Source organism: Enterobacter cloacae complex sp. I2 (assembly GCF_014896205.1).
In the GTDB taxonomy this organism is placed as follows: domain Bacteria; phylum Pseudomonadota; class Gammaproteobacteria; order Enterobacterales; family Enterobacteriaceae; genus Enterobacter; species Enterobacter quasihormaechei.
This window is the reverse complement of the sequence record NZ_JADBRA010000021.1, coordinates 70,937-87,822: the sequence shown is the minus strand read 5'-3', so window position 1 is coordinate 87,822 and position 16,886 is coordinate 70,937. Positions and strand designations below refer to the sequence as shown.

Annotated in this window: 19 protein-coding genes and 1 other annotated feature; of the genes, 13 read left to right on the top strand and 6 right to left on the bottom strand. The window is 57.7% G+C overall.

Features of this window, described 5'->3' with window-relative positions:
- Positions 1 to 130: 130 nt before the first annotated feature.
- From dgoR to IM300_RS18035, 6 genes are all read left to right on the top strand, one after another.
- The gene (dgoR, locus tag IM300_RS18060) at positions 131 to 820 is read left to right on the top strand and encodes a D-galactonate utilization transcriptional regulator DgoR (RefSeq protein ID WP_003861109.1); all 690 of its coding nucleotides are present in this window, start codon (positions 131 to 133) and stop codon (positions 818 to 820) included.
- Positions 817 to 1,695, top strand: coding sequence for a 2-dehydro-3-deoxygalactonokinase (locus tag IM300_RS18055; RefSeq protein ID WP_193037679.1), 879 nt, complete (start codon positions 817 to 819; stop codon positions 1,693 to 1,695). The genes dgoR and IM300_RS18055 overlap by 4 nt, the downstream gene beginning before the upstream one ends.
- The gene (locus IM300_RS18050; protein ID WP_107534319.1) at positions 1,679 to 2,296 is read left to right on the top strand and encodes a 2-dehydro-3-deoxy-6-phosphogalactonate aldolase; all 618 of its coding nucleotides are present in this window, start codon (positions 1,679 to 1,681) and stop codon (positions 2,294 to 2,296) included. Before IM300_RS18055 ends, IM300_RS18050 begins: the two co-directional genes overlap by 17 nt.
- Positions 2,293 to 3,441 (top strand): galactonate dehydratase, encoded by a 1,149-nt coding sequence (gene dgoD, locus IM300_RS18045; protein WP_063868621.1) that lies wholly within the window; start codon positions 2,293 to 2,295, stop codon positions 3,439 to 3,441. The genes IM300_RS18050 and dgoD overlap by 4 nt, the downstream gene beginning before the upstream one ends.
- 113 nt (positions 3,442 to 3,554) lie before the next feature.
- A complete protein-coding gene (locus tag IM300_RS18040) occupies positions 3,555 to 4,892 on the top strand; it encodes an MFS transporter (protein ID WP_112792457.1) in 1,338 nt (445 codons plus the stop codon).
- Between the two features lie 51 nt (positions 4,893 to 4,943).
- Positions 4,944 to 6,173: a DUF3748 domain-containing protein gene (locus IM300_RS18035; protein WP_193037677.1), complete on the top strand. Its 1,230-nt coding sequence runs from the start codon at positions 4,944 to 4,946 to the stop codon at positions 6,171 to 6,173.
- Here IM300_RS18035 and IM300_RS18030 read toward each other — a convergent pair.
- Positions 6,170 to 6,502, bottom strand: a complete 333-nt coding sequence (locus IM300_RS18030) for a YceK/YidQ family lipoprotein (RefSeq protein ID WP_193037675.1) — start codon at positions 6,500 to 6,502, stop codon at positions 6,170 to 6,172. The two genes, IM300_RS18035 and IM300_RS18030, sit on opposite strands and share 4 nt — an antisense overlap.
- A 248-nt stretch (positions 6,503 to 6,750) precedes the next feature.
- Positions 6,751 to 6,824: a sequence feature (ROSE (Repression Of Heat Shock gene Expression) occurs in the 5'-region of heat shock genes and acts as an RNA thermometer to modulate expression.), on the top strand.
- On the opposite strand from IM300_RS18030, the gene ibpA reads away from it, so the two are divergent.
- The 5 genes from ibpA (at position 6,818) to IM300_RS18005 (ending at position 10,432) form a co-directional block, all read left to right on the top strand.
- Positions 6,818 to 7,228 (top strand): small heat shock chaperone IbpA, encoded by a 411-nt coding sequence (ibpA, locus tag IM300_RS18025; protein WP_003861094.1) that lies wholly within the window; start codon positions 6,818 to 6,820, stop codon positions 7,226 to 7,228. (Overlaps the previous feature by 7 nt.)
- Positions 7,229 to 7,364: 136 nt before the next feature.
- A complete protein-coding gene (ibpB, locus tag IM300_RS18020) occupies positions 7,365 to 7,793 on the top strand; it encodes a small heat shock chaperone IbpB (protein WP_006808781.1) in 429 nt (142 codons plus the stop codon).
- Positions 7,794 to 7,993: 200 nt separating this feature from the next.
- On the top strand, positions 7,994 to 9,655 hold the full coding sequence (locus IM300_RS18015; protein ID WP_193037673.1) for a putative transporter: 1,662 nt from the start codon (positions 7,994 to 7,996) through the stop codon (positions 9,653 to 9,655).
- 92 nt (positions 9,656 to 9,747) lie between these two features.
- Positions 9,748 to 10,095: a YidH family protein gene (locus IM300_RS18010; protein WP_063452060.1), complete on the top strand. Its 348-nt coding sequence runs from the start codon at positions 9,748 to 9,750 to the stop codon at positions 10,093 to 10,095.
- Positions 10,085 to 10,432: a DUF202 domain-containing protein gene (locus tag IM300_RS18005; protein WP_112792460.1), complete on the top strand. Its 348-nt coding sequence runs from the start codon at positions 10,085 to 10,087 to the stop codon at positions 10,430 to 10,432. The genes IM300_RS18010 and IM300_RS18005 overlap by 11 nt, the downstream gene beginning before the upstream one ends.
- 29 nt (positions 10,433 to 10,461) lie before the next feature.
- Here the strand turns inward: IM300_RS18005 and dsdA are convergent, their stop codons facing one another.
- On the bottom strand, positions 10,462 to 11,748 hold the full coding sequence (gene dsdA, locus IM300_RS18000) for a D-serine ammonia-lyase (RefSeq protein WP_193037671.1): 1,287 nt from the start codon (positions 11,746 to 11,748) through the stop codon (positions 10,462 to 10,464).
- 121 nt (positions 11,749 to 11,869) lie between these two features.
- Between dsdA and dsdC the strand changes: the two genes are divergently transcribed.
- Complete coding sequence (dsdC, locus tag IM300_RS17995; RefSeq protein WP_226842354.1) at positions 11,870 to 12,784, top strand: DNA-binding transcriptional regulator DsdC; 915 nt, start codon at positions 11,870 to 11,872, stop codon at positions 12,782 to 12,784.
- Positions 12,785 to 12,868: 84 nt separating this feature from the next.
- The gene (locus IM300_RS17990) at positions 12,869 to 13,957 is read left to right on the top strand and encodes a cellulase family glycosylhydrolase (RefSeq protein ID WP_193037667.1); all 1,089 of its coding nucleotides are present in this window, start codon (positions 12,869 to 12,871) and stop codon (positions 13,955 to 13,957) included.
- On the opposite strand, the gene emrD is transcribed toward IM300_RS17990, so the two are convergent.
- From emrD to tisB, 4 genes are all read right to left on the bottom strand, one after another.
- Positions 13,860 to 15,044 carry a multidrug efflux MFS transporter EmrD gene (gene emrD / locus IM300_RS17985; RefSeq protein ID WP_193037665.1) on the bottom strand — a complete coding sequence of 395 codons (1,185 nt, stop codon included), beginning with the start codon at positions 15,042 to 15,044 and terminating at the stop codon, positions 13,860 to 13,862. The genes IM300_RS17990 and emrD overlap by 98 nt on opposite strands.
- A 175-nt stretch (positions 15,045 to 15,219) precedes the next feature.
- Entirely contained in the window at positions 15,220 to 16,053 is an 834-nt protein-coding gene (locus tag IM300_RS17980; RefSeq protein ID WP_063868642.1) for a DMT family transporter, read from the bottom strand.
- Between the two features lie 62 nt (positions 16,054 to 16,115).
- The gene (locus tag IM300_RS17975; protein WP_063868644.1) at positions 16,116 to 16,562 is read right to left on the bottom strand and encodes a GNAT family N-acetyltransferase; all 447 of its coding nucleotides are present in this window, start codon (positions 16,560 to 16,562) and stop codon (positions 16,116 to 16,118) included.
- A 64-nt stretch (positions 16,563 to 16,626) separates the two neighbouring features.
- Positions 16,627 to 16,716 (bottom strand): type I toxin-antitoxin system toxin TisB, encoded by a 90-nt coding sequence (tisB, locus tag IM300_RS17970; RefSeq protein ID WP_017383683.1) that lies wholly within the window; start codon positions 16,714 to 16,716, stop codon positions 16,627 to 16,629.
- Between the last annotated feature and the right edge of the window lie 170 nt (positions 16,717 to 16,886).

Here is a 16,886-nt window from a genome sequence, read left to right as displayed (position 1 = left end):
ACATTAACTGATTGTACTACATTGTCACCACGGCAAAGACGAATGGCCTCACGTTTGTACTGCAAAAGTGAGGCGAAATTCAGCGGTCGCGGTAAAGTAGTGATGGACTTACAGAGCACAAGGACTCTCCATGACACTCAATAAAACCGATCGCATTGTCATCACGCTGGGCACCCAGATTGTGGGTGGCAAATACGTTCCCGGTTCGCCGCTGCCAGCAGAGGCCGAACTGTGCGAAGAGTTTGAAACCTCGCGCAACATCATCCGGGAAGTGTTCCGCTCGCTAATGGCGAAGCGGCTGATTGAAATGAAGCGCTATCGCGGGGCGTTTGTTGCGCCGCGTAACCAGTGGAACTACCTCGATACCGATGTTCTGCAATGGGTACTGGAAAACGACTACGACCCACGGCTTATCGGCGCGATGAGCGAAGTCCGAAATCTGGTGGAACCGGCCATCGCCCGCTGGGCAGCAGAGCGCGCAACGTCTGGTGACCTGGCACAGATTGAGTCAGCGTTGAACGACATGATCGCCAATAACCAGAATCGGGAGGCGTTCAACGAAGCGGACATTCGCTATCACGAGGCGGTATTGCAGTCGGTGCATAACCCGGTTTTACAGCAGCTTAGCGTGGCGATCAGCTCGCTACAGCGAGCAGTATTTGAACGTACCTGGATGGGCGATGAGGCCAACATGCCGAAAACGCTTCAGGAACATAAAGCGCTGTTCGATGCGATACGGCATCAGGACGGCGATGCGGCAGAGCAGGCGGCGCTAACCATGATCGCCAGCTCGACACGAAGGTTGAAGGAAATCACATGACATCACGCTACATCGCAATTGACTGGGGATCGACCAATCTGCGCGCCTGGCTCTACCAGGGCGAGCAGTGCCTGGAAAGCAGGCAATCAGAAGCAGGCGTCACGCGCCTGAACGGTAAATCCCCTGAAGCGGTGTTAGCAGAGGTAACACAAAGCTGGCGCGACGGTAATACGCCGGTGGTGATGGCCGGAATGGTCGGCAGTAACGTGGGCTGGAAGGTCGCACCTTACCTGTCGGTTCCGGTTCATTTCGCCTCCGTTGGTGAGCAGTTAACGTCCGTTGGCGACAATGTCTGGATTATTCCCGGTTTATGCGTCTCTCGCGACGATAACCAAAACGTGATGCGCGGCGAAGAGACGCAACTGCTCGGGGCGCGCACCCTTTCTCCTTCTTCTGTCTACGTCATGCCCGGGACGCACTGCAAATGGGTCCAGGCGGATGCTGAGCAAATTCATGATTTTCGCACCGTGATGACTGGCGAATTGCATCATTTGCTGCTTACGCATTCGCTGGTAGGGGCCGGTTTGCCGGAGCAGAACCCTTCCCCGGAGGCGTTTGCCGCCGGGCTTGAGCGCGGGATCACATCTCCTGCCGTTTTGCCGCAACTTTTTGAGGTTCGCGCCTCGCACGTGCTGGGAAATCTTCCGCGCGAGCAGGTTAGCGAATTTCTGTCCGGCCTGCTGATTGGCGCCGAAGTCGTCACCCTGAGCGACGCGTTCGCCGGGCAGCAGACCATCACGCTCGTCGCGGGTTCATCGCTGACGTCACGTTACCGCCAGGCGTTCCACGCTATCGGACGGGATGTTGCCGCGGTGGAGGGCGACACGGCATTTCAGGCAGGCATAAGGAGCATCGCTCATGCAGTGGCAAACTGATCTTCCCCTTATCGCGATTTTGCGCGGCATCACGCCCGACGAGGCGTTAGCGCACGTTGGCGCGGTTATCGACGCCGGGTTCGACGCGGTGGAAATCCCGCTCAACTCACCGGCGTGGGAAAAAAGCATTCCGGCAGTGGTGGCGGCGTTTGGTGATAAGGCGCTGATTGGCGCAGGAACCGTGTTGCAGCCGGAGCAGGTGGATGACCTGGCGAAAATGGGCTGCAAGCTTATCGTCACACCCAATATCAACCCCGAGGTCATCCGCCGGGCGGTGGATTACGGCATGACCGTTTGCCCGGGGTGCGCCACGGCCACAGAAGCCTTTGCCGCTCTCGATGCGGGCGCACAGTCGCTCAAAATTTTCCCGTCGTCGGCTTTTGGCCCGGATTACATCAAAGCGCTGAAGGCGGTCTTACCCGCCAGCGTGCCGGTCTTTGCCGTGGGCGGCGTCACGCCGGAAAACCTGGTGCAGTGGATAAACGCGGGCTGTGTGGGCGCGGGGCTGGGCAGCGATCTCTATCGTGCAGGCCAGTCCGTTGAGCGTACCGCCCGGCAGGCGACAGCATTTGTGAAAGCGTATCGAGAGGCAGTGCAATGAAAATAACCAAACTCACCACGTACCGTTTACCCCCGCGCTGGATGTTCCTGAAAATTGAAACCGACGAAGGCGTGGTCGGCTGGGGCGAGCCGGTGATTGAGGGCCGTGCGCGTACGGTGGAAGCCGCGGTTCACGAGCTGGGTGAATACCTGATTGGCCAGGATCCGGCGCGCATCAACGACCTGTGGCAGGTCATGTATCGGGCGGGATTTTACCGTGGCGGTCCGATCCTGATGAGCGCCATCGCCGGTATCGACCAGGCGCTGTGGGATATCAAGGGCAAAGTGCTGAATGCCCCGGTCTGGCAATTAATGGGCGGCCTGGTACGTGATAAAATCAAAGCCTACAGCTGGGTGGGTGGCGACCGCCCTGCGGAAGTCATCGACGGTATCCGCCAGCTGCGCAACATTGGTTTTGACACCTTCAAACTCAACGGCTGCGAAGAGATGGGCGTTATCGACAACTCGCGCGCGGTAGACCGGGCGGTGAACACCGTGGCGCAAATCCGTGAGGCTTTCGGCAACGAGATTGAGTTTGGCCTGGACTTCCACGGCCGCGTCAGCGCGCCGATGGCCAAAGTGCTGATTAAAGAGCTGGAGCCGTATCGCCCGCTGTTTATCGAAGAGCCTGTACTGGCCGAGCAGGCGGAATACTATCCAAAACTGGCAGAACAGACACACATTCCCATCGCGGCGGGTGAACGCATGTTCTCGCGCTTCGAGTTTAAACGCGTGCTGGAAGCGGGCGGCATTGCGATCCTGCAACCGGACCTCTCCCACGCGGGCGGCATCACCGAATGCTACAAAATTGCCGGCATGGCAGAAGCCTACGATGTGGCGCTGGCGCCGCACTGTCCGCTTGGACCGATTGCGCTGGCAGCCTGTCTGCACGTGGACTTCGTCTCCCGCAATGCGGTGTTCCAGGAACAAAGCATGGGCATTCACTATAACAAGGGCGCGGAGCTGCTCGACTTTGTGAAAAACAAAGAAGACTTCAGCATGGAAGGCGGTTTCTTTAAACCGTTAACGAAGCCGGGCCTTGGCGTGGAAATTGACGAAGCCAAAGTCATTGAGCTGAGTAAAAATACGCCGGACTGGCGTAACCCACTGTGGCGTCATGAGGACGGTTCCGTAGCCGAGTGGTAAAGCCGGATGGCGCTACGCTTATCCGGCCTACTCTCCCGTAGGCCCGGTAAGCGAAGCGCCACCGGGCAAAAAAACATACATACAAAAATATAACCCTCTGTAAATTACAGGGCATGGTGAGCGGCTTCGCTATGCCCAAAATCTGGAGACAGATTGCGATGGATATTCCAGTTACTGCTGCAAAAACCGGGCGTCGCCGTTACCTGACGCTGATGATGATCTTTATTACCGTGGTCATTTGCTATGTCGACCGCGCCAACCTCGCCGTGGCATCGGCTCATATCCAGGAAGAGTTCGGCATCACCAAAGCGGAAATGGGCTATGTCTTCTCGGCGTTTGCCTGGCTGTATACGCTCTGTCAGATCCCCGGCGGCTGGTTCCTTGACCGCGTGGGATCGCGTCTGACCTACTTTATCGCTATTTTGGGCTGGTCCGTGGCGACCCTGTTCCAGGGCTTCGCCACCGGGCTGATGTCGCTGATTGGCCTGCGCGCCATCACCGGGGTGTTTGAAGCGCCCGCGTTCCCGACCAACAACCGCATGGTGACCAGCTGGTTCCCGGAACATGAGCGTGCCTCTGCCGTAGGCTTTTACACCTCCGGGCAGTTTGTGGGCCTGGCATTTCTGACACCGCTGTTAATCTGGATCCAGGAGCTGCTGAGCTGGCACTGGGTGTTTATCGTCACCGGCGGGATCGGCATTATCTGGTCGCTCATCTGGTTCAAGGTGTATCAGCCGCCGCGTCTGACCAAAAGCATCACCAAAGCCGAGCTGGACTACATCCGCGACGGTGGCGGTCTGGTAGATGGCGATGCTCCGGTGAAAAAAGAGGCGCGCCAGCCGTTAACCAAAGCGGACTGGAAGCTGGTCTTCCACCGTAAGCTGGTGGGCGTGTATCTGGGACAGTTCGCGGTGACCTCCACGCTGTGGTTCTTCCTCACCTGGTTCCCGAACTACCTGACGCAGGAAAAAGGGATCACCGCGCTGAAGGCGGGCTTTATGACCACCGTACCGTTCCTGGCGGCCTTCTTCGGCGTACTGCTCTCGGGCTGGCTGGCGGACAAGCTGGTGAAAAAAGGCTTCTCGCTGGGCGTGGCGCGTAAAACACCGATTATCTGCGGGCTGCTGATCTCTACCTGCATCATGGGGGCGAACTACACCAACGATCCGGTGTGGATCATGACCCTGATGGCGATAGCGTTCTTCGGGAACGGCTTTGCCTCCATCACCTGGTCTCTGGTGTCGTCCCTGGCGCCGATGCGTCTTATCGGCCTGACCGGTGGCGTGTTTAACTTCGTTGGCGGGCTGGGCGGGATCACCGTGCCGCTGGTTATCGGCTACCTTGCGCAGGACTACGGCTTTGGTCCGGCTCTGGTGTATATCTCTGCCGTGGCGCTGATCGGCGCGCTCTCCTACATCCTGCTGGTGGGCGACGTGAAACGAGTAGGCTAACGCCTTAGGATGTTTTACCCTGATGCGATAACCGCGCATCAGGGTATCCTTATGAAACAAATCACCTTCGCTTCCCGCCACCACCAGCTCACCAATATCAACACCTGGACCCCAGACAGCCAGTGGCTTGTCTATGACGTGCGGCCATCCGGCGCGTCGTTTACCGGTAAAACCATTGAGCGGGTCAATGTCAGTACGGGCGAGGTTGAGGTGATCTACCGTGCCGCTGACGGCGCGCATGTCGGCGTGGTAACCGTTCATCCTGCTGAGGATAAATATGTATTTATCCACGGCCCGAAAAACCCCGATGCAGACTGGCAGTATGATTTTCACCATCGTCAGGGAGTGATTGTGCACAACGGCGAGGTGAGCAATCTCGATGCGATGGATATCACCGCGCCTTACACGGCTGGTGCGCTGCGTGGCGGCAGCCACGTCCACGTTTTTAGCCCGAACGGGCAGTTCGTCAGCTTTACCTACAACGACCATGTGCTGCACGAGCGCGATCCGAAGCTGGATTTGCGTAACGTCGGGGTAGCTGCGCCTTTCGGCCCGGTAAACCCACAGGGGAACCATCCGCGGGAATATGCTGGCACCTTCTGGAGCGTGCTGGTAAGCCGTACAACGCCGAACCCGCAACCGGGCAGCGATGAGATTAACCGCGCCTATGAAGAGGGCTGGGTGGGCAACGACAGGCTGGCGTTTATCGGCGATACGGTGTCTGCGAAAGGCGAAAAGGTGCCTGAACTGTTTATTGTGGACCTCCCCAAAGATGAGCAGGGCTGGAAACGGGCGGGCGAGGCGCCGTTGCAGGGAACGCCTGAGACGATGCCCGCGCCTCCTGCGGGCATCACGCAACGCCGCTTAACCTTCACCCATCAGAAGGCGTATCCGGGGCTGGTGAACGTGCCGCGCCACTGGGTGCGCAGCAATCCGCAGGGGACGCAGATTGCGTTTTTAATGCGGGACGATAACGGCGTGGTGCAGCTGTGGCTTATCTCACCTGAGGGCGGCGAGCCGCGCCAGTTGACCCGCAGTGAGAGTGATATCCAGTCGGCCTTTAACTGGCATCCTTCTGGCCGCACACTTGGGTTTGTGCTCGAAAGCCGCATTGTCTGCTGCGATGCGCAGACCGGAAAGGTGACGTTTTTGACGTCCCGTCATGGCAATCCGCCGTCTGCTGACGCAGTGGTTTTTTCCCCGGACGGGCGTTATATCGCGTGGATGGAAGAGAAGGACGGTTTCCGCCAGCTGTGGCTAACGGAAACCGCACGGAATTAGCGCGGGGGCATCTCTGCGGGCGGGATGACGGAGTTGGTTGCCAGCGTCTCCTGCTCGCTTTTCTCAACGCGCGAGCGCACTGAGCTGTCGGTGCGGAACATATCCCACGGCAGCAGAAGCGTATCGGCAACCGCCGTAAACGGCATATCAAGAATCGCCAGAGATTTGGTACCCCAGTTTGTCTCATCATCAGAGATCATGGCGGCACTGGCGCGCGTCCCCGGATATGTTCCTTCTTTACCGCCGGTGTGCGACATAACGCTCGAACACCCGCAAAGTAAAACAGCCCCGCTGAACGTTGCCAGCTTAATCAGAACATTTCTCATCATCACTCAGTCATCTTTAGTAGCACGGCATTGACCTGCATCTCAGGGTTATAGCGAGGCGCGTCCAAAATGGACAGTCCAAAACATCTGCACTGTGGTCGCCATCGCAATTTAACCCTTTGTGCTGTGCCCCTGAGTCTATGCGACATCCAGCAAAGTGCAAAAAAATCTCGCATTAATACGCTTGAAAAGCCCGTTTCCAGACCCATTTTAAGGATGTACCCCGATAACGGACACGCCTGATGGGTGTTCGGGGGAACGGAAGCCTGTCCATGGTGGAAGGCTACATTTTCTCGCTGATTTCAGGAGCTTTTATCTATGCGTAACTTCGATCTCTCTCCGCTATACCGTTCTGCCATTGGTTTTGATCGTCTGTTCAACCACTTAGAAAACAACCAGAGCCAGAGCAACGGCTATCCTCCTTACAACGTTGAACTGGTTGACGAAAACCACTACCGCATTGCGATTGCTGTCGCCGGTTTCGCAGAGAGCGAACTGGAGATCACCGCCCAGGACAATCTGCTGGTGGTGAAAGGCTCCCATGCGGGCGAGCAGAAAGAACGAACCTACCTCTACCAGGGCATCGCAGAGCGCAACTTTGAGCGCAAGTTCCAGCTGGCTGAGAACATCCACGTCAAGGGCGCGAACCTGGTGAACGGCCTGCTGTTTATCGAACTGGAACGTGTGATTCCGGAAGAGAAAAAACCACGCCGTATCGAAATCAACTAATTATGCGGGTCGCTAACGCGGCCCACCTGAAATTGCTTGCCGTAAAGGGAGCATATGCGAATCCGTAAGGGTTTGCAGGTACAACTGCGCACAAAATTAAACTGTGCCGAACTCGCTTCTCAGAAGGAGATTTAGTATGCGTAACTATGATTTTTCCCCTCTGCTGCGTCAGTGGATCGGTTTTGATAAACTGGCTAACGCGCTGCAAAGCGCGACCGAACAGCAGACGTTTCCGCCGTACAACATCGAAAAAAGCGATGATAATCACTACCGCATCACGCTCGCGCTGGCCGGGTTCCGTCAGGAAGATCTCGACATCCAGCTTGAGGGCACGCGCCTGACCGTGAAAGGGTCGCCGGAAAAACCAGACACCGAGACCAAATGGCTGCATCAGGGGCTTGTCACTCAGCCGTTCAGCCTGAGCTTTACGCTGGCAGACCATATGGAAGTGTCTGGCGCGACGTTTACCAACGGGCTGCTGAATATTGACCTCACCCGTAACGTGCCGGAAGCCATTGCGCCGCAGCGCATCGCCATTAGCGAACGTCCGGCGTTGAATAGCTAATACATTTTTTGTCGGGTAGAGGCTGCGCAAAACCTGCCGATCCTGAAGGTCGGGTAAGGCGCAGCCGCCAACCGACACTACCCACAGACTGCACGAAGCCCTGCCCCGGCAGGGCTTTTTTGTGCGCCATCCCCCATACAGCCGCCGCTGGCTCTGAGAGAATCCTTAGTATAACTATGGTTATACACAGGATGTGGATCATGAGTGATATCGCGTTAACCGTGAGCGTGTTGGCCCTTGTCGCGGTAGTCGGGTTGTGGCTGGGGAATATCAAAATCCGCGGCGTCGGGTTTGGTATCGGCGGGGTGCTGTTCGGCGGGATTTTTGTCGGCCATTTTGCCGACCAGCTTGGGTGGGTGCTCAGCGCCGATATGCTGCATTTCATTCAGGAATTTGGCCTGATCCTCTTTGTGTATACCATCGGTATTCAGGTGGGTCCGGGTTTCTTCGCTTCGCTGCGCGTCTCCGGCTTACGCCTTAATCTCTTTGCTTTCGCCATTGTTGTGATGGGTGGGCTGGTCACCGCGATCCTGCATAAACTCTTCGCTATTCCGTTGCCTGTCGTGCTGGGTATTTTCTCCGGGGCCGTCACTAACACGCCTGCGCTCGGGGCGGGTCAGCAAATTCTGCGCGATTTGGGTATCCCGGCTGATGTCGTCGATCAGATGGGAATGAGCTACGCCATGGCCTATCCGTTTGGCATTTGCGGTATTTTGCTCTCGATGTGGCTGGTGCGCGTGCTGTTCCGCGTTAACGTTGAACAGGAAGCGAAGGAGCATGAAAGCACCCTGACCAACGGCCATGCGCTCATTAAAACCATCAACATTCGTGTCGAAAACCCCAATCTGAACAATATGGCGATACAGGATGTTCCCATTCTGAACAGCGCGACCATTATCTGTTCACGCCTGAAACGCGATGACACGCTGATGGTGCCTTCGCCCTATACCCTTATTCAACACGGCGATCTTCTGCATCTGGTAGGGCAACCGGCGGATTTAAACAATGCCCGGCTGGTGATTGGTCAGGAGGTAGATACCTCGCTCTCGACCCGTGGAACGGATATGCGCGTGGAGCGCGTGGTGGTGACCAATGAGAAGGTGCTGGGCAAGAAAATACGCGATTTGCAGGTTAAAGAGCGCTATGACGTGGTGATCTCCCGTCTTAATCGCGCCGGCGTGGAGCTGGTGGCCAGCCAGGATGCGAGCCTGCAATTCGGTGATATTCTCAACCTGGTCGGGCGTCCGTCATCCATTGATGCCGTAGCGGACATGGTGGGAAACGCGCAGCAAAAACTCCAGCAGGTGCAGATGCTGCCGGTCTTTATCGGTGTCGGGCTTGGGGTGATGCTTGGCTCCATCCCCCTGTACGTGCCCGGCTTCCCGGTAGCGCTGAAGCTGGGTCTGGCTGGCGGGCCGCTCATTATGGCGCTGATCCTCGGGCGTATCGGCTCCATCGGTAAGCTCTACTGGTTTATGCCCCCGAGCGCTAACCTGGCGCTGCGGGAGTTAGGCATTGTGCTGTTTCTGGCGGTGGTGGGGCTGAAATCCGGCGGCGATTTTGTCGATACCCTGGTGAACGGCGAAGGGATGAGCTGGGTAGGATACGGCATATTTATTACCGCCATCCCGCTGATAACGGTCGGATTACTGGCGCGTATGTTCGCTAAAATGAACTATCTCACGCTGTGCGGCATGCTGGCTGGCTCTATGACCGATCCGCCCGCGCTGGCGTTCGCCAATAACCTGCACGCCACCAGCGGTGCGGCGGCGCTGTCTTACGCCACGGTTTATCCGCTGGTGATGTTTCTGCGCATCATTACCCCACAGCTACTGGCGGTGCTGTTCTGGGGGATGGGCTAGCCTCGCTGACCGGCATCACCCGATGCCGGTCTCCTTGTCCCCGTTAATTTACGCTATGCTGAAGCCTGCTTCTGGTACGACAAGGAACCTTCATGAACATTTCCCGCCTCGGTGAAGCACCGGATTACCGCTTCTCACTGGCTAACGAGCGTACATTTTTAGCGTGGATCCGTACTGCCCTGGGCTTTCTGGCCGCAGGCGTTGGCCTTGATCAGCTCGCCCCTGATTTTGCCACCCCGCTGATCCGCGAAGCGCTGTCCCTGCTGCTGTGTCTGTTAGCCGGCGTGCTGGCGATCTACGGCTACCTGCGGTGGCTGCGCAACGAAAAGGCGATGCGTCTGAAGCAGGATCTCCCTTACACGCGCGGTTTGCTTATCATCAGTACGATTTTGCTGCTGGTGGCTGGCATCGTGATGTTACTGGTGTTCTATGCCGGATAGCCGCAAAGCGCGGCGGGAAGCAGACCCCGGGCTTCAGCCGGAGCGTACCTCGCTGGCCTGGCTACGCACGCTGCTGGGGTATGGCGCGCTGATTGCGCTTGCCATTAAGCACAACTGGCACCGCACGGGGATGCCATTCTGGATCTCCATCGTTGTGCTGGCGCTGGTAGCCATTATTTTATGGCGCTATACCCGCAGCCGGAACCTGATGGACGTCGCGCACAGTGATTTCGCACAGCCAGGGGCGGTGCGGGATAAGTTCCTGATCGCCCTGGCCGTGTTGTCCCTGTCGCTGCTGTTTGCGGTAACCCATATTCGACAAATTTTGCATCTGTAGGCCGGGTAAGGCGCCGCCGCCCGGCATAATTACTTCCCTTTCGCCAGATAATTCGCCATCTCGTCATCCGGCACCATGCCGCCGCCGGTTGCCCAGACCAGGTGCGTCGTGTTGGCATCTGACTTTATCCGTACCGGCCCCACCATCCCCGCCAGCGCCGACGGCTCCAGGCGAATGCCTTCCTCCTGTGCCAGCCAGCCGAGCAGGTTATACATGCTCTGATCGGAGAGGGTAAAGAACCCGTCAAGCAGACGCTCCATCGCGCGACCCACGAAGCCGGACGCGCGGCCTACCGCCAGCCCGTCCGCCGCCGTCACGTTATCAATACCCAGATCCTGTACGGCGATCTCATCGTGCAGACCGGTGTGGACACCCAGCAGCATGCATGGCGAGTGCGTAGGCTCGGCGAAGAAACAGTGCACGCTGTCGCCAAAGGCCAGCTTCAGGCCAAACGCCACGCCGCCGGGCCCGCCGCCGACGCCGCACGGCAGATAGACGTTTAGGGGATGTTCAGCGTCCACCACGCGCCCCTGTGCGGCAAACTGCGCTTTCAGGCGCTCGCCCGCCACCGCATAGCCCAGGAACAGCGTGCGGGAGTTCTCGTCGTCAATAAAGAAGCAGTTCGGATCGCTTTCCGCTGCTTTGCGCCCTTGCTCCACCGCCACGCCGTAATCCTGCTCGTATTCCACGACGGTCACGCCGTGGCTGCGCAGCCTGGCTTTTTTCCATTCACGGGCGTCGGCAGACATATGCACCGTGACCTTAAAGCCGATGCGCGCGCTAATGATGCCGATGGACAGCCCAAGGTTGCCGGTTGAGCCCACGGCGATGCTGTACTGGCTGAAGAAGTCCTTGAAGCGCGGCTCCAGCAGAATGCTGTAATCGTCATCCCGCTTGAGCAAGCCTGAGGCCAGCGCCAGTTTTTCCGCGTGAGCCAGCACTTCATAAATGCCGCCGCGCGCTTTAATGGAGCCGGAGATCGGCAGATGGCTGTCTTTTTTCAGCAGCAGCGTGCCGGGTATCGTTACGCCACATTCCTGCTCCAGACGCGTTTTCATTGCCGGAATGGGGACCAGTTCAGATTCAATAATTCCGCCCGCTGCCGCCGTTTCCGGGAAGGCTTTCGCCAGATACGGCGCGAAGCGCTCCAGGCGCGCGTGGGCGTCGTCAACGTCGGCTTTGGTCAGCCCGACATAGGGCAACCCTTCAGCCAGCGTCGTGGTACGCGGGTTGAGCCAGGTGGTTTCTTTCAGGGCAATCAGATCCTCAACCAGAGGAAACCGTGCGGTTAACGCGTTGATCGTTGCGCTTTTCATCGTCCATCTCTTCGCAAGGGGATTCATCCGATATTAAGCATAAAAAAGAGGCATACTGACAAATGATATAAATTGCGTTTCAGGTGAACCAGATTGAACCAACCACGAAGAGATGAGGGCGATGGTGGAAGATAAGCGACGGCTAAACGGCTGGCAGCTGTCCAAAATGCATACCTTTGAAGCGGCTGCCCGGTATGAATCTTTTGCGCTGGCAGCCGCTGAGCTGTCCCTGACCCCCAGCGCGGTAAGCCACCGCATCAGCCTGCTGGAAGACGAGCTGGGCATTCAGCTGTTTACACGCTCGCACCGCAAAGTTGAGCTGACGCAGGAGGGGAAGCGCGTGTACTGGACGCTAAAATCCTCGCTTGACGCGCTGAACCAGGAGGTACTGGACATTAAAAACCAGGCGCTGTCGGGCACGCTGACGGTTTATTCCCGTCCGTCGATCGCCCAATGCTGGCTGGTGCCGATGCTTGGCGACTTTACCCAACGCTATCCGTCTATTTCGCTGAACGTGCTGACGGGCAATGAAGACGTGAATATGCAGCGAACGGGCGTCGATCTGGCGCTCTATTTCGATGATTCACCGCCGAAGCGGCTCGGTTATCACTTCCTGATGGATGAAGCGATCCTGCCGGTCTGCTCACCGGAATATGCCAGGCAGCACGCGCTGGCGCAAAATCCCGATAACCTTCACCGCTGCACGCTGCTCCATGACCGTCAGGCCTGGAGCCACGATTCCGCCACGGATGAATGGTCAAGCTGGGCGACGCATTTTGGCGTGAATATGCCGCCCTCATCCGGGATTGGGTTCGACCGTGCGGATCTGGCGATTATTGCCGCGACGCACCACGCCGGCGTTGCGATGGGGCGAAAAAGGCTGGTGCAAAAGCATCTCGCGTGCGGCGAGCTGATTGCCCCTTTCGGCGAAAAGACGCTTAAATGTCATCAGCACTACTACGTCTCAACGCTTTCGGGCCGGCAATGGCCAAAAATTGACGCCTTTATCGGCTGGCTGAAAGAGCGAGCGAACTGAAGAATTATTACGCTTTGGCTCTACACCAAATGCGAAAAAGCGTGCTAAATACAGGCTAACGATTTGATTTTCGCAAGGTGCGACGTGCTGAAGCCTTTCATTGTCACCGTGTTAGCGATCGCTTCCGGCTGGGCCTGTGCCGCTGAGCCGCCGCTGACGGCCGCCCGTTACGCGCAGATGCTGGGTGTCGGGATGGACGTCGACTGGGCCCGCACCGAGCGCGGTATCCGAGAGTTTGATCCGCTGGTGGTCCGTGATTTTCGGGCGAAAGGCATACGTCATGTCCGCATTCGGGTGGCGGGCGAACCCACGGAAGCGCGACTGATTCACCTGCGCAAGCTGGTGGAGGCCTGCGAGCAATACGGCATCATCCCCATCGTCGCTTATCAGGCAGATGAATATAAAAACGACCCGAAAGCGGATACCGAAAAAGCGGTGATTGATTGGTGGATTGCCGTGGCGCATTATTTTGGTCAGCGTTCGCCGTTGCTGGGCTTTGACCTGATCTACGAACCGGCGGACAAGCTCAACCACAACATGGTTTCCCTCAACCGGGTGTATGAGAAAGCGATCAAAGGCATTCACGCCATTGATGCCAGCCGCATGATTTTTATCGCACCTCGCCTGCGCGCCGCGCCGGAGGATTTATCCAGCCTGAAGCTGCCCGCGCACAGCCAGAATTACCTGCTGGCAGAGTGGCATATTTTCCCGTGGGGTCCGCTGAAAACGAACGGCAAATACCCGTGGACGTCCGGAACCGCGGCGGAGAAAACGGCTATTCGCAACCGAATCAACGCCGCCCTGCGCTGGCAACAAAAAACCGGGCACGTGAGCTGGGTAGGTGGCTGGGGTGTGGGCGAGTCGAAAACCCTGACGCCAACCGCCTCGCAGATGGCGTTTGCCACGTTTATGGCGTGCGAGCTGCAAAAGGCTGCTATCCCGTATGCGATAAACGCCGATGTTCAGTTTTATGACGGGGAAGAGGGGGCGTGGCGTCCTGCGCCAGAGCGGCTATTGCAGGCGATGATTGCGCCCGGGTGTGAAAAGCCCGGCGAGAAGCCGGGCCATCATGCGGTTAAACAGGCTGTTCGTGATGCGAGACACGCGACGCCAGCGGCAGCCAGCACAGCAAAATCAGCAGCCCCATCAGAGTCATCAGCAAGCCTAAACTAGCCTGCCCGGTCTGCGGCATCATCGCGGAGAGCCAGGCGAGCGCGCCGGAACCGATATTCTGTAAACCGCCCACCAGGGCACCAGCGGTACCCGCGAGGAACGGGAACGGCTCCATTGCGCCGCTGGTGGCGAGCGGGAACAGCATGCCCGCGCCGAAGAAGAACAGCGCCGCCGGGACGAGCAACGTCCAGACCGACATCACGTCAAACAGCCCCGGGATCCACATCATCAGCCCGGCCAGCAGACAGCTGATCACGGCCTGCCACATCAGCGTGGAGAAGCGTTTGTTCGGACGTCCGGCGAACCATGCGCCGAAGAACGCCGCCGGGATCGGCAGAATAAACAGGATACTCACCACCATGCTGCTCAGGCCAAGGCCTGCGCCCAGCAGCACGCCGGAACAGGCTTCGAACACGGCAATGCCCGCCAGGCCGCCGATCAGCATCAATAAATAACAGGTAAACGACCCGTTGCCGAAAAGCGTTTTATAGCTGGCGATAAGCTTCGTGCGCGGCGCGTCCTGCGGACGTGTTTCCGGCATCCAGCGCGCCATGCTGAAGGTGACGATCGCGCACAGCACCAGCAGGAAGGCGTAACAGGCGCACCAGGACCACACGGTATCCAGCAGGCCACCGATCAGCGGCGCGAGCAGAGGGCTCACCAGAATACCCATGTTTAACAGGCTGTTGGCGTGACGGAGCTGGGTGCCTTGATACATATCTCGCGGCAGGGTACGCGCCATAACCCCGCCGACGCCGGTGCCAACACCCTGGAGAGCGCTGGCGGCAATCAGTACGGTCAGGCTATGGGTGGTAATGGCAATGACCGTCGCCACCATGAAAATGCTCATGCCCACCAGAATGACCGGGCGACGCCCGACGCGATCGGACAGGGGACCATAAACAAGCTGTGAAACGCCATAGGTCAGCAGGTAGGCTGCCATCACGCTCTGTACCGCCCCTTCTCGGACGTTCAGATCTTTTGCCATATCGGCAATCGCCGGAATATAGATGGTTTGCGCCATCTGCCCGACGGCCACCAGTAACACCAGCATCAACAATAAGTTCACGTTCCGTTGCTTTTTCATGTCGCTGAATACTTTTGCCAAAAGAGAGAAATAAAGAATAAGTGACTACGCATTACCATAAATGCGCGAGGAATCTACCACAGTGAGATGACAATTTAAGCATTACTGTGATGAATGACAGAGGGCGTGAAGGCAGGATTTGTAAACAAGATCGGCAACTAATGTTGCCAGCGAATTAAGCCAGGCGCAGCAGGACCGCACCGGCGGCAATACCCAGCGCCGCTGCGATGCGCAGGCCGGCAACTTTCTCTTTTAAAAGCACAAATGCGATTAATGCGCCGAAGAGAATCGAGGTTTCACGCAGCGCCGCGACCACCGCCAGCGGCGCCTGCGTCATCGCCCAAAGCGCCAGACCGTAAGATCCCATCGTCCCGACGCCGCCGAGTAGCCCCTTTTTCCAGTGCAGGCGCAGATAGGCTGACGCTTCACGGCGGCGGGCTACCATCGCCCAGCTCAGCAGGCAGAAGCCGTTCATGAAGAAGGTCCAGAGCGTGTAGCCCAGCGCCGAGTCTGATAACCGCACGCCGGTGCCGTCCACCAGCGTATACCCGGCGATAAAACAGGCGTTAAGCAGTGCCAGCCAGATCCCCTTGCGCGACTGCATGCGGCCATTCATCGCCATCGCCAGAATTGACAGGCAAATGACGCCGATACCGGACCAGGCGAGCCAGGAGAGGTGGTCGCCAAGCGCCAGCACGCTGATCAGCGCCACCAGCAGCGGGGCGGTACCGCGCATCAGCGGATAGGTCTGGCTCATGTCGGAGACCTGATAGGTTTTTGCCACCAGTACCGTATACACCACCTGTAACGCGCAGGAGACGAACAAATAAGGCCAGCTTGCAGCCGTCGGCTGGGGAGAGAAAGGCAGTAAAATCAGGGCAATAAGCGCGGCTGAACCGCTGACGCCGATCGCAGAGTAGAGCTTGTCCGTTCCGGCCTTAACGATGGCGTTCCAGCTGGCATGCAGCAGTGCGGCGAACAGTAAAATGCAGAAAACGGTGATGGTCATGGCGTTTCAAATGGTGAAATGTCATCTAACTGTAACATTCACCCTTTGATGCTGCCAGACGCTTACACTGCGCAAAAAAGGCGGTGCGTGACCCGGGGTTCGTCTGACACCAGCCTGAAGCCTGCCCGATGATAAAATCCGTACGCAGTTTCCGGCGCATGGGTATTAAGAAAATCAAACCAGATGCTGGCATCCGCCATCACCACGGTCAAAAGCTGCTTTCCAATGCCCAGCCCGCGGCACTTTTCGCTGACATAGAGATGACGAATACGTCCGGCGCGCGGCTGCTGGCTGAACGGATCGCGATTAAGACCACACACGCCCACCAGCTTGCCGTTAAGAAACGCCCCCAGCAGCTTTTCACCCGGGGCATTAAAGCGGTTTTCACCCCGCTGCCAGTTCTCTTCCAGCCGGCGCAGCATGTTGAAATTCAACGCGATACTCTCGGCCTTCAGGGCGATATAGCCCGGCTCATCAGGCGTAACAGGCTCAATTAACAGACGCGACATAGCATTCCCTCGTTATTAAAGAGGGGCGGTTGCCCGCCCCTCTCAGGTGCGACTTGAACCTGAATCACCGAACGTATTTCAGGACAGCATCAAGCAGTTGCAATACAGCAACAATGAGTTTGAGGACAAGTATGACCATATCCACGACGCTCATACGCGTCTCCTTTTGGTTAAAAGGAGCACGATGCTGGCGTACCTTTCCGCCGCCTGTGGCCAGCACCTGGATTGACGTAACACAGTGTGCTCACTTCAGGGGTTAAGGCACTGACGGCACCACCCGTTTCAGCCAGGACTTCGTTGCGCCGGTAAACTGCGGCCCCCTCG

What these genes read in the sequence shown, in the direction of transcription:
- dgoR (WP_003861109.1), top strand. Translation starts at nt 131, where the DNA reads ATGACACTCAATAAAACCGATCGCATTGTCATCACGCTGGGCACCCAG.
- IM300_RS18055 (WP_193037679.1), top strand. Translation starts at nt 817, where the DNA reads ATGACATCACGCTACATCGCAATTGACTGGGGATCGACCAATCTGCGC.
- IM300_RS18050 (WP_107534319.1), top strand. Translation starts at nt 1,679, where the DNA reads ATGCAGTGGCAAACTGATCTTCCCCTTATCGCGATTTTGCGCGGCATC.
- dgoD (WP_063868621.1), top strand. Translation starts at nt 2,293, where the DNA reads ATGAAAATAACCAAACTCACCACGTACCGTTTACCCCCGCGCTGGATG.
- IM300_RS18040 (WP_112792457.1), top strand. Translation starts at nt 3,555, where the DNA reads ATGGTGAGCGGCTTCGCTATGCCCAAAATCTGGAGACAGATTGCGATG.
- IM300_RS18035 (WP_193037677.1), top strand. Translation starts at nt 4,944, where the DNA reads ATGAAACAAATCACCTTCGCTTCCCGCCACCACCAGCTCACCAATATC.
- IM300_RS18030 (WP_193037675.1), bottom strand. Translation starts at nt 6,502, where the DNA reads ATGATGAGAAATGTTCTGATTAAGCTGGCAACGTTCAGCGGGGCTGTT.
- ibpA (WP_003861094.1), top strand. Translation starts at nt 6,818, where the DNA reads ATGCGTAACTTCGATCTCTCTCCGCTATACCGTTCTGCCATTGGTTTT.
- ibpB (WP_006808781.1), top strand. Translation starts at nt 7,365, where the DNA reads ATGCGTAACTATGATTTTTCCCCTCTGCTGCGTCAGTGGATCGGTTTT.
- IM300_RS18015 (WP_193037673.1), top strand. Translation starts at nt 7,994, where the DNA reads ATGAGTGATATCGCGTTAACCGTGAGCGTGTTGGCCCTTGTCGCGGTA.
- IM300_RS18010 (WP_063452060.1), top strand. Translation starts at nt 9,748, where the DNA reads ATGAACATTTCCCGCCTCGGTGAAGCACCGGATTACCGCTTCTCACTG.
- IM300_RS18005 (WP_112792460.1), top strand. Translation starts at nt 10,085, where the DNA reads ATGCCGGATAGCCGCAAAGCGCGGCGGGAAGCAGACCCCGGGCTTCAG.
- dsdA (WP_193037671.1), bottom strand. Translation starts at nt 11,748, where the DNA reads ATGAAAAGCGCAACGATCAACGCGTTAACCGCACGGTTTCCTCTGGTT.
- dsdC (WP_226842354.1), top strand. Translation starts at nt 11,870, where the DNA reads ATGGTGGAAGATAAGCGACGGCTAAACGGCTGGCAGCTGTCCAAAATG.
- emrD (WP_193037665.1), bottom strand. Translation starts at nt 15,044, where the DNA reads ATGAAAAAGCAACGGAACGTGAACTTATTGTTGATGCTGGTGTTACTG.
- IM300_RS17980 (WP_063868642.1), bottom strand. Translation starts at nt 16,053, where the DNA reads ATGACCATCACCGTTTTCTGCATTTTACTGTTCGCCGCACTGCTGCAT.
- IM300_RS17975 (WP_063868644.1), bottom strand. Translation starts at nt 16,562, where the DNA reads ATGTCGCGTCTGTTAATTGAGCCTGTTACGCCTGATGAGCCGGGCTAT.
- tisB (WP_017383683.1), bottom strand. Translation starts at nt 16,716, where the DNA reads ATGAGCGTCGTGGATATGGTCATACTTGTCCTCAAACTCATTGTTGCT.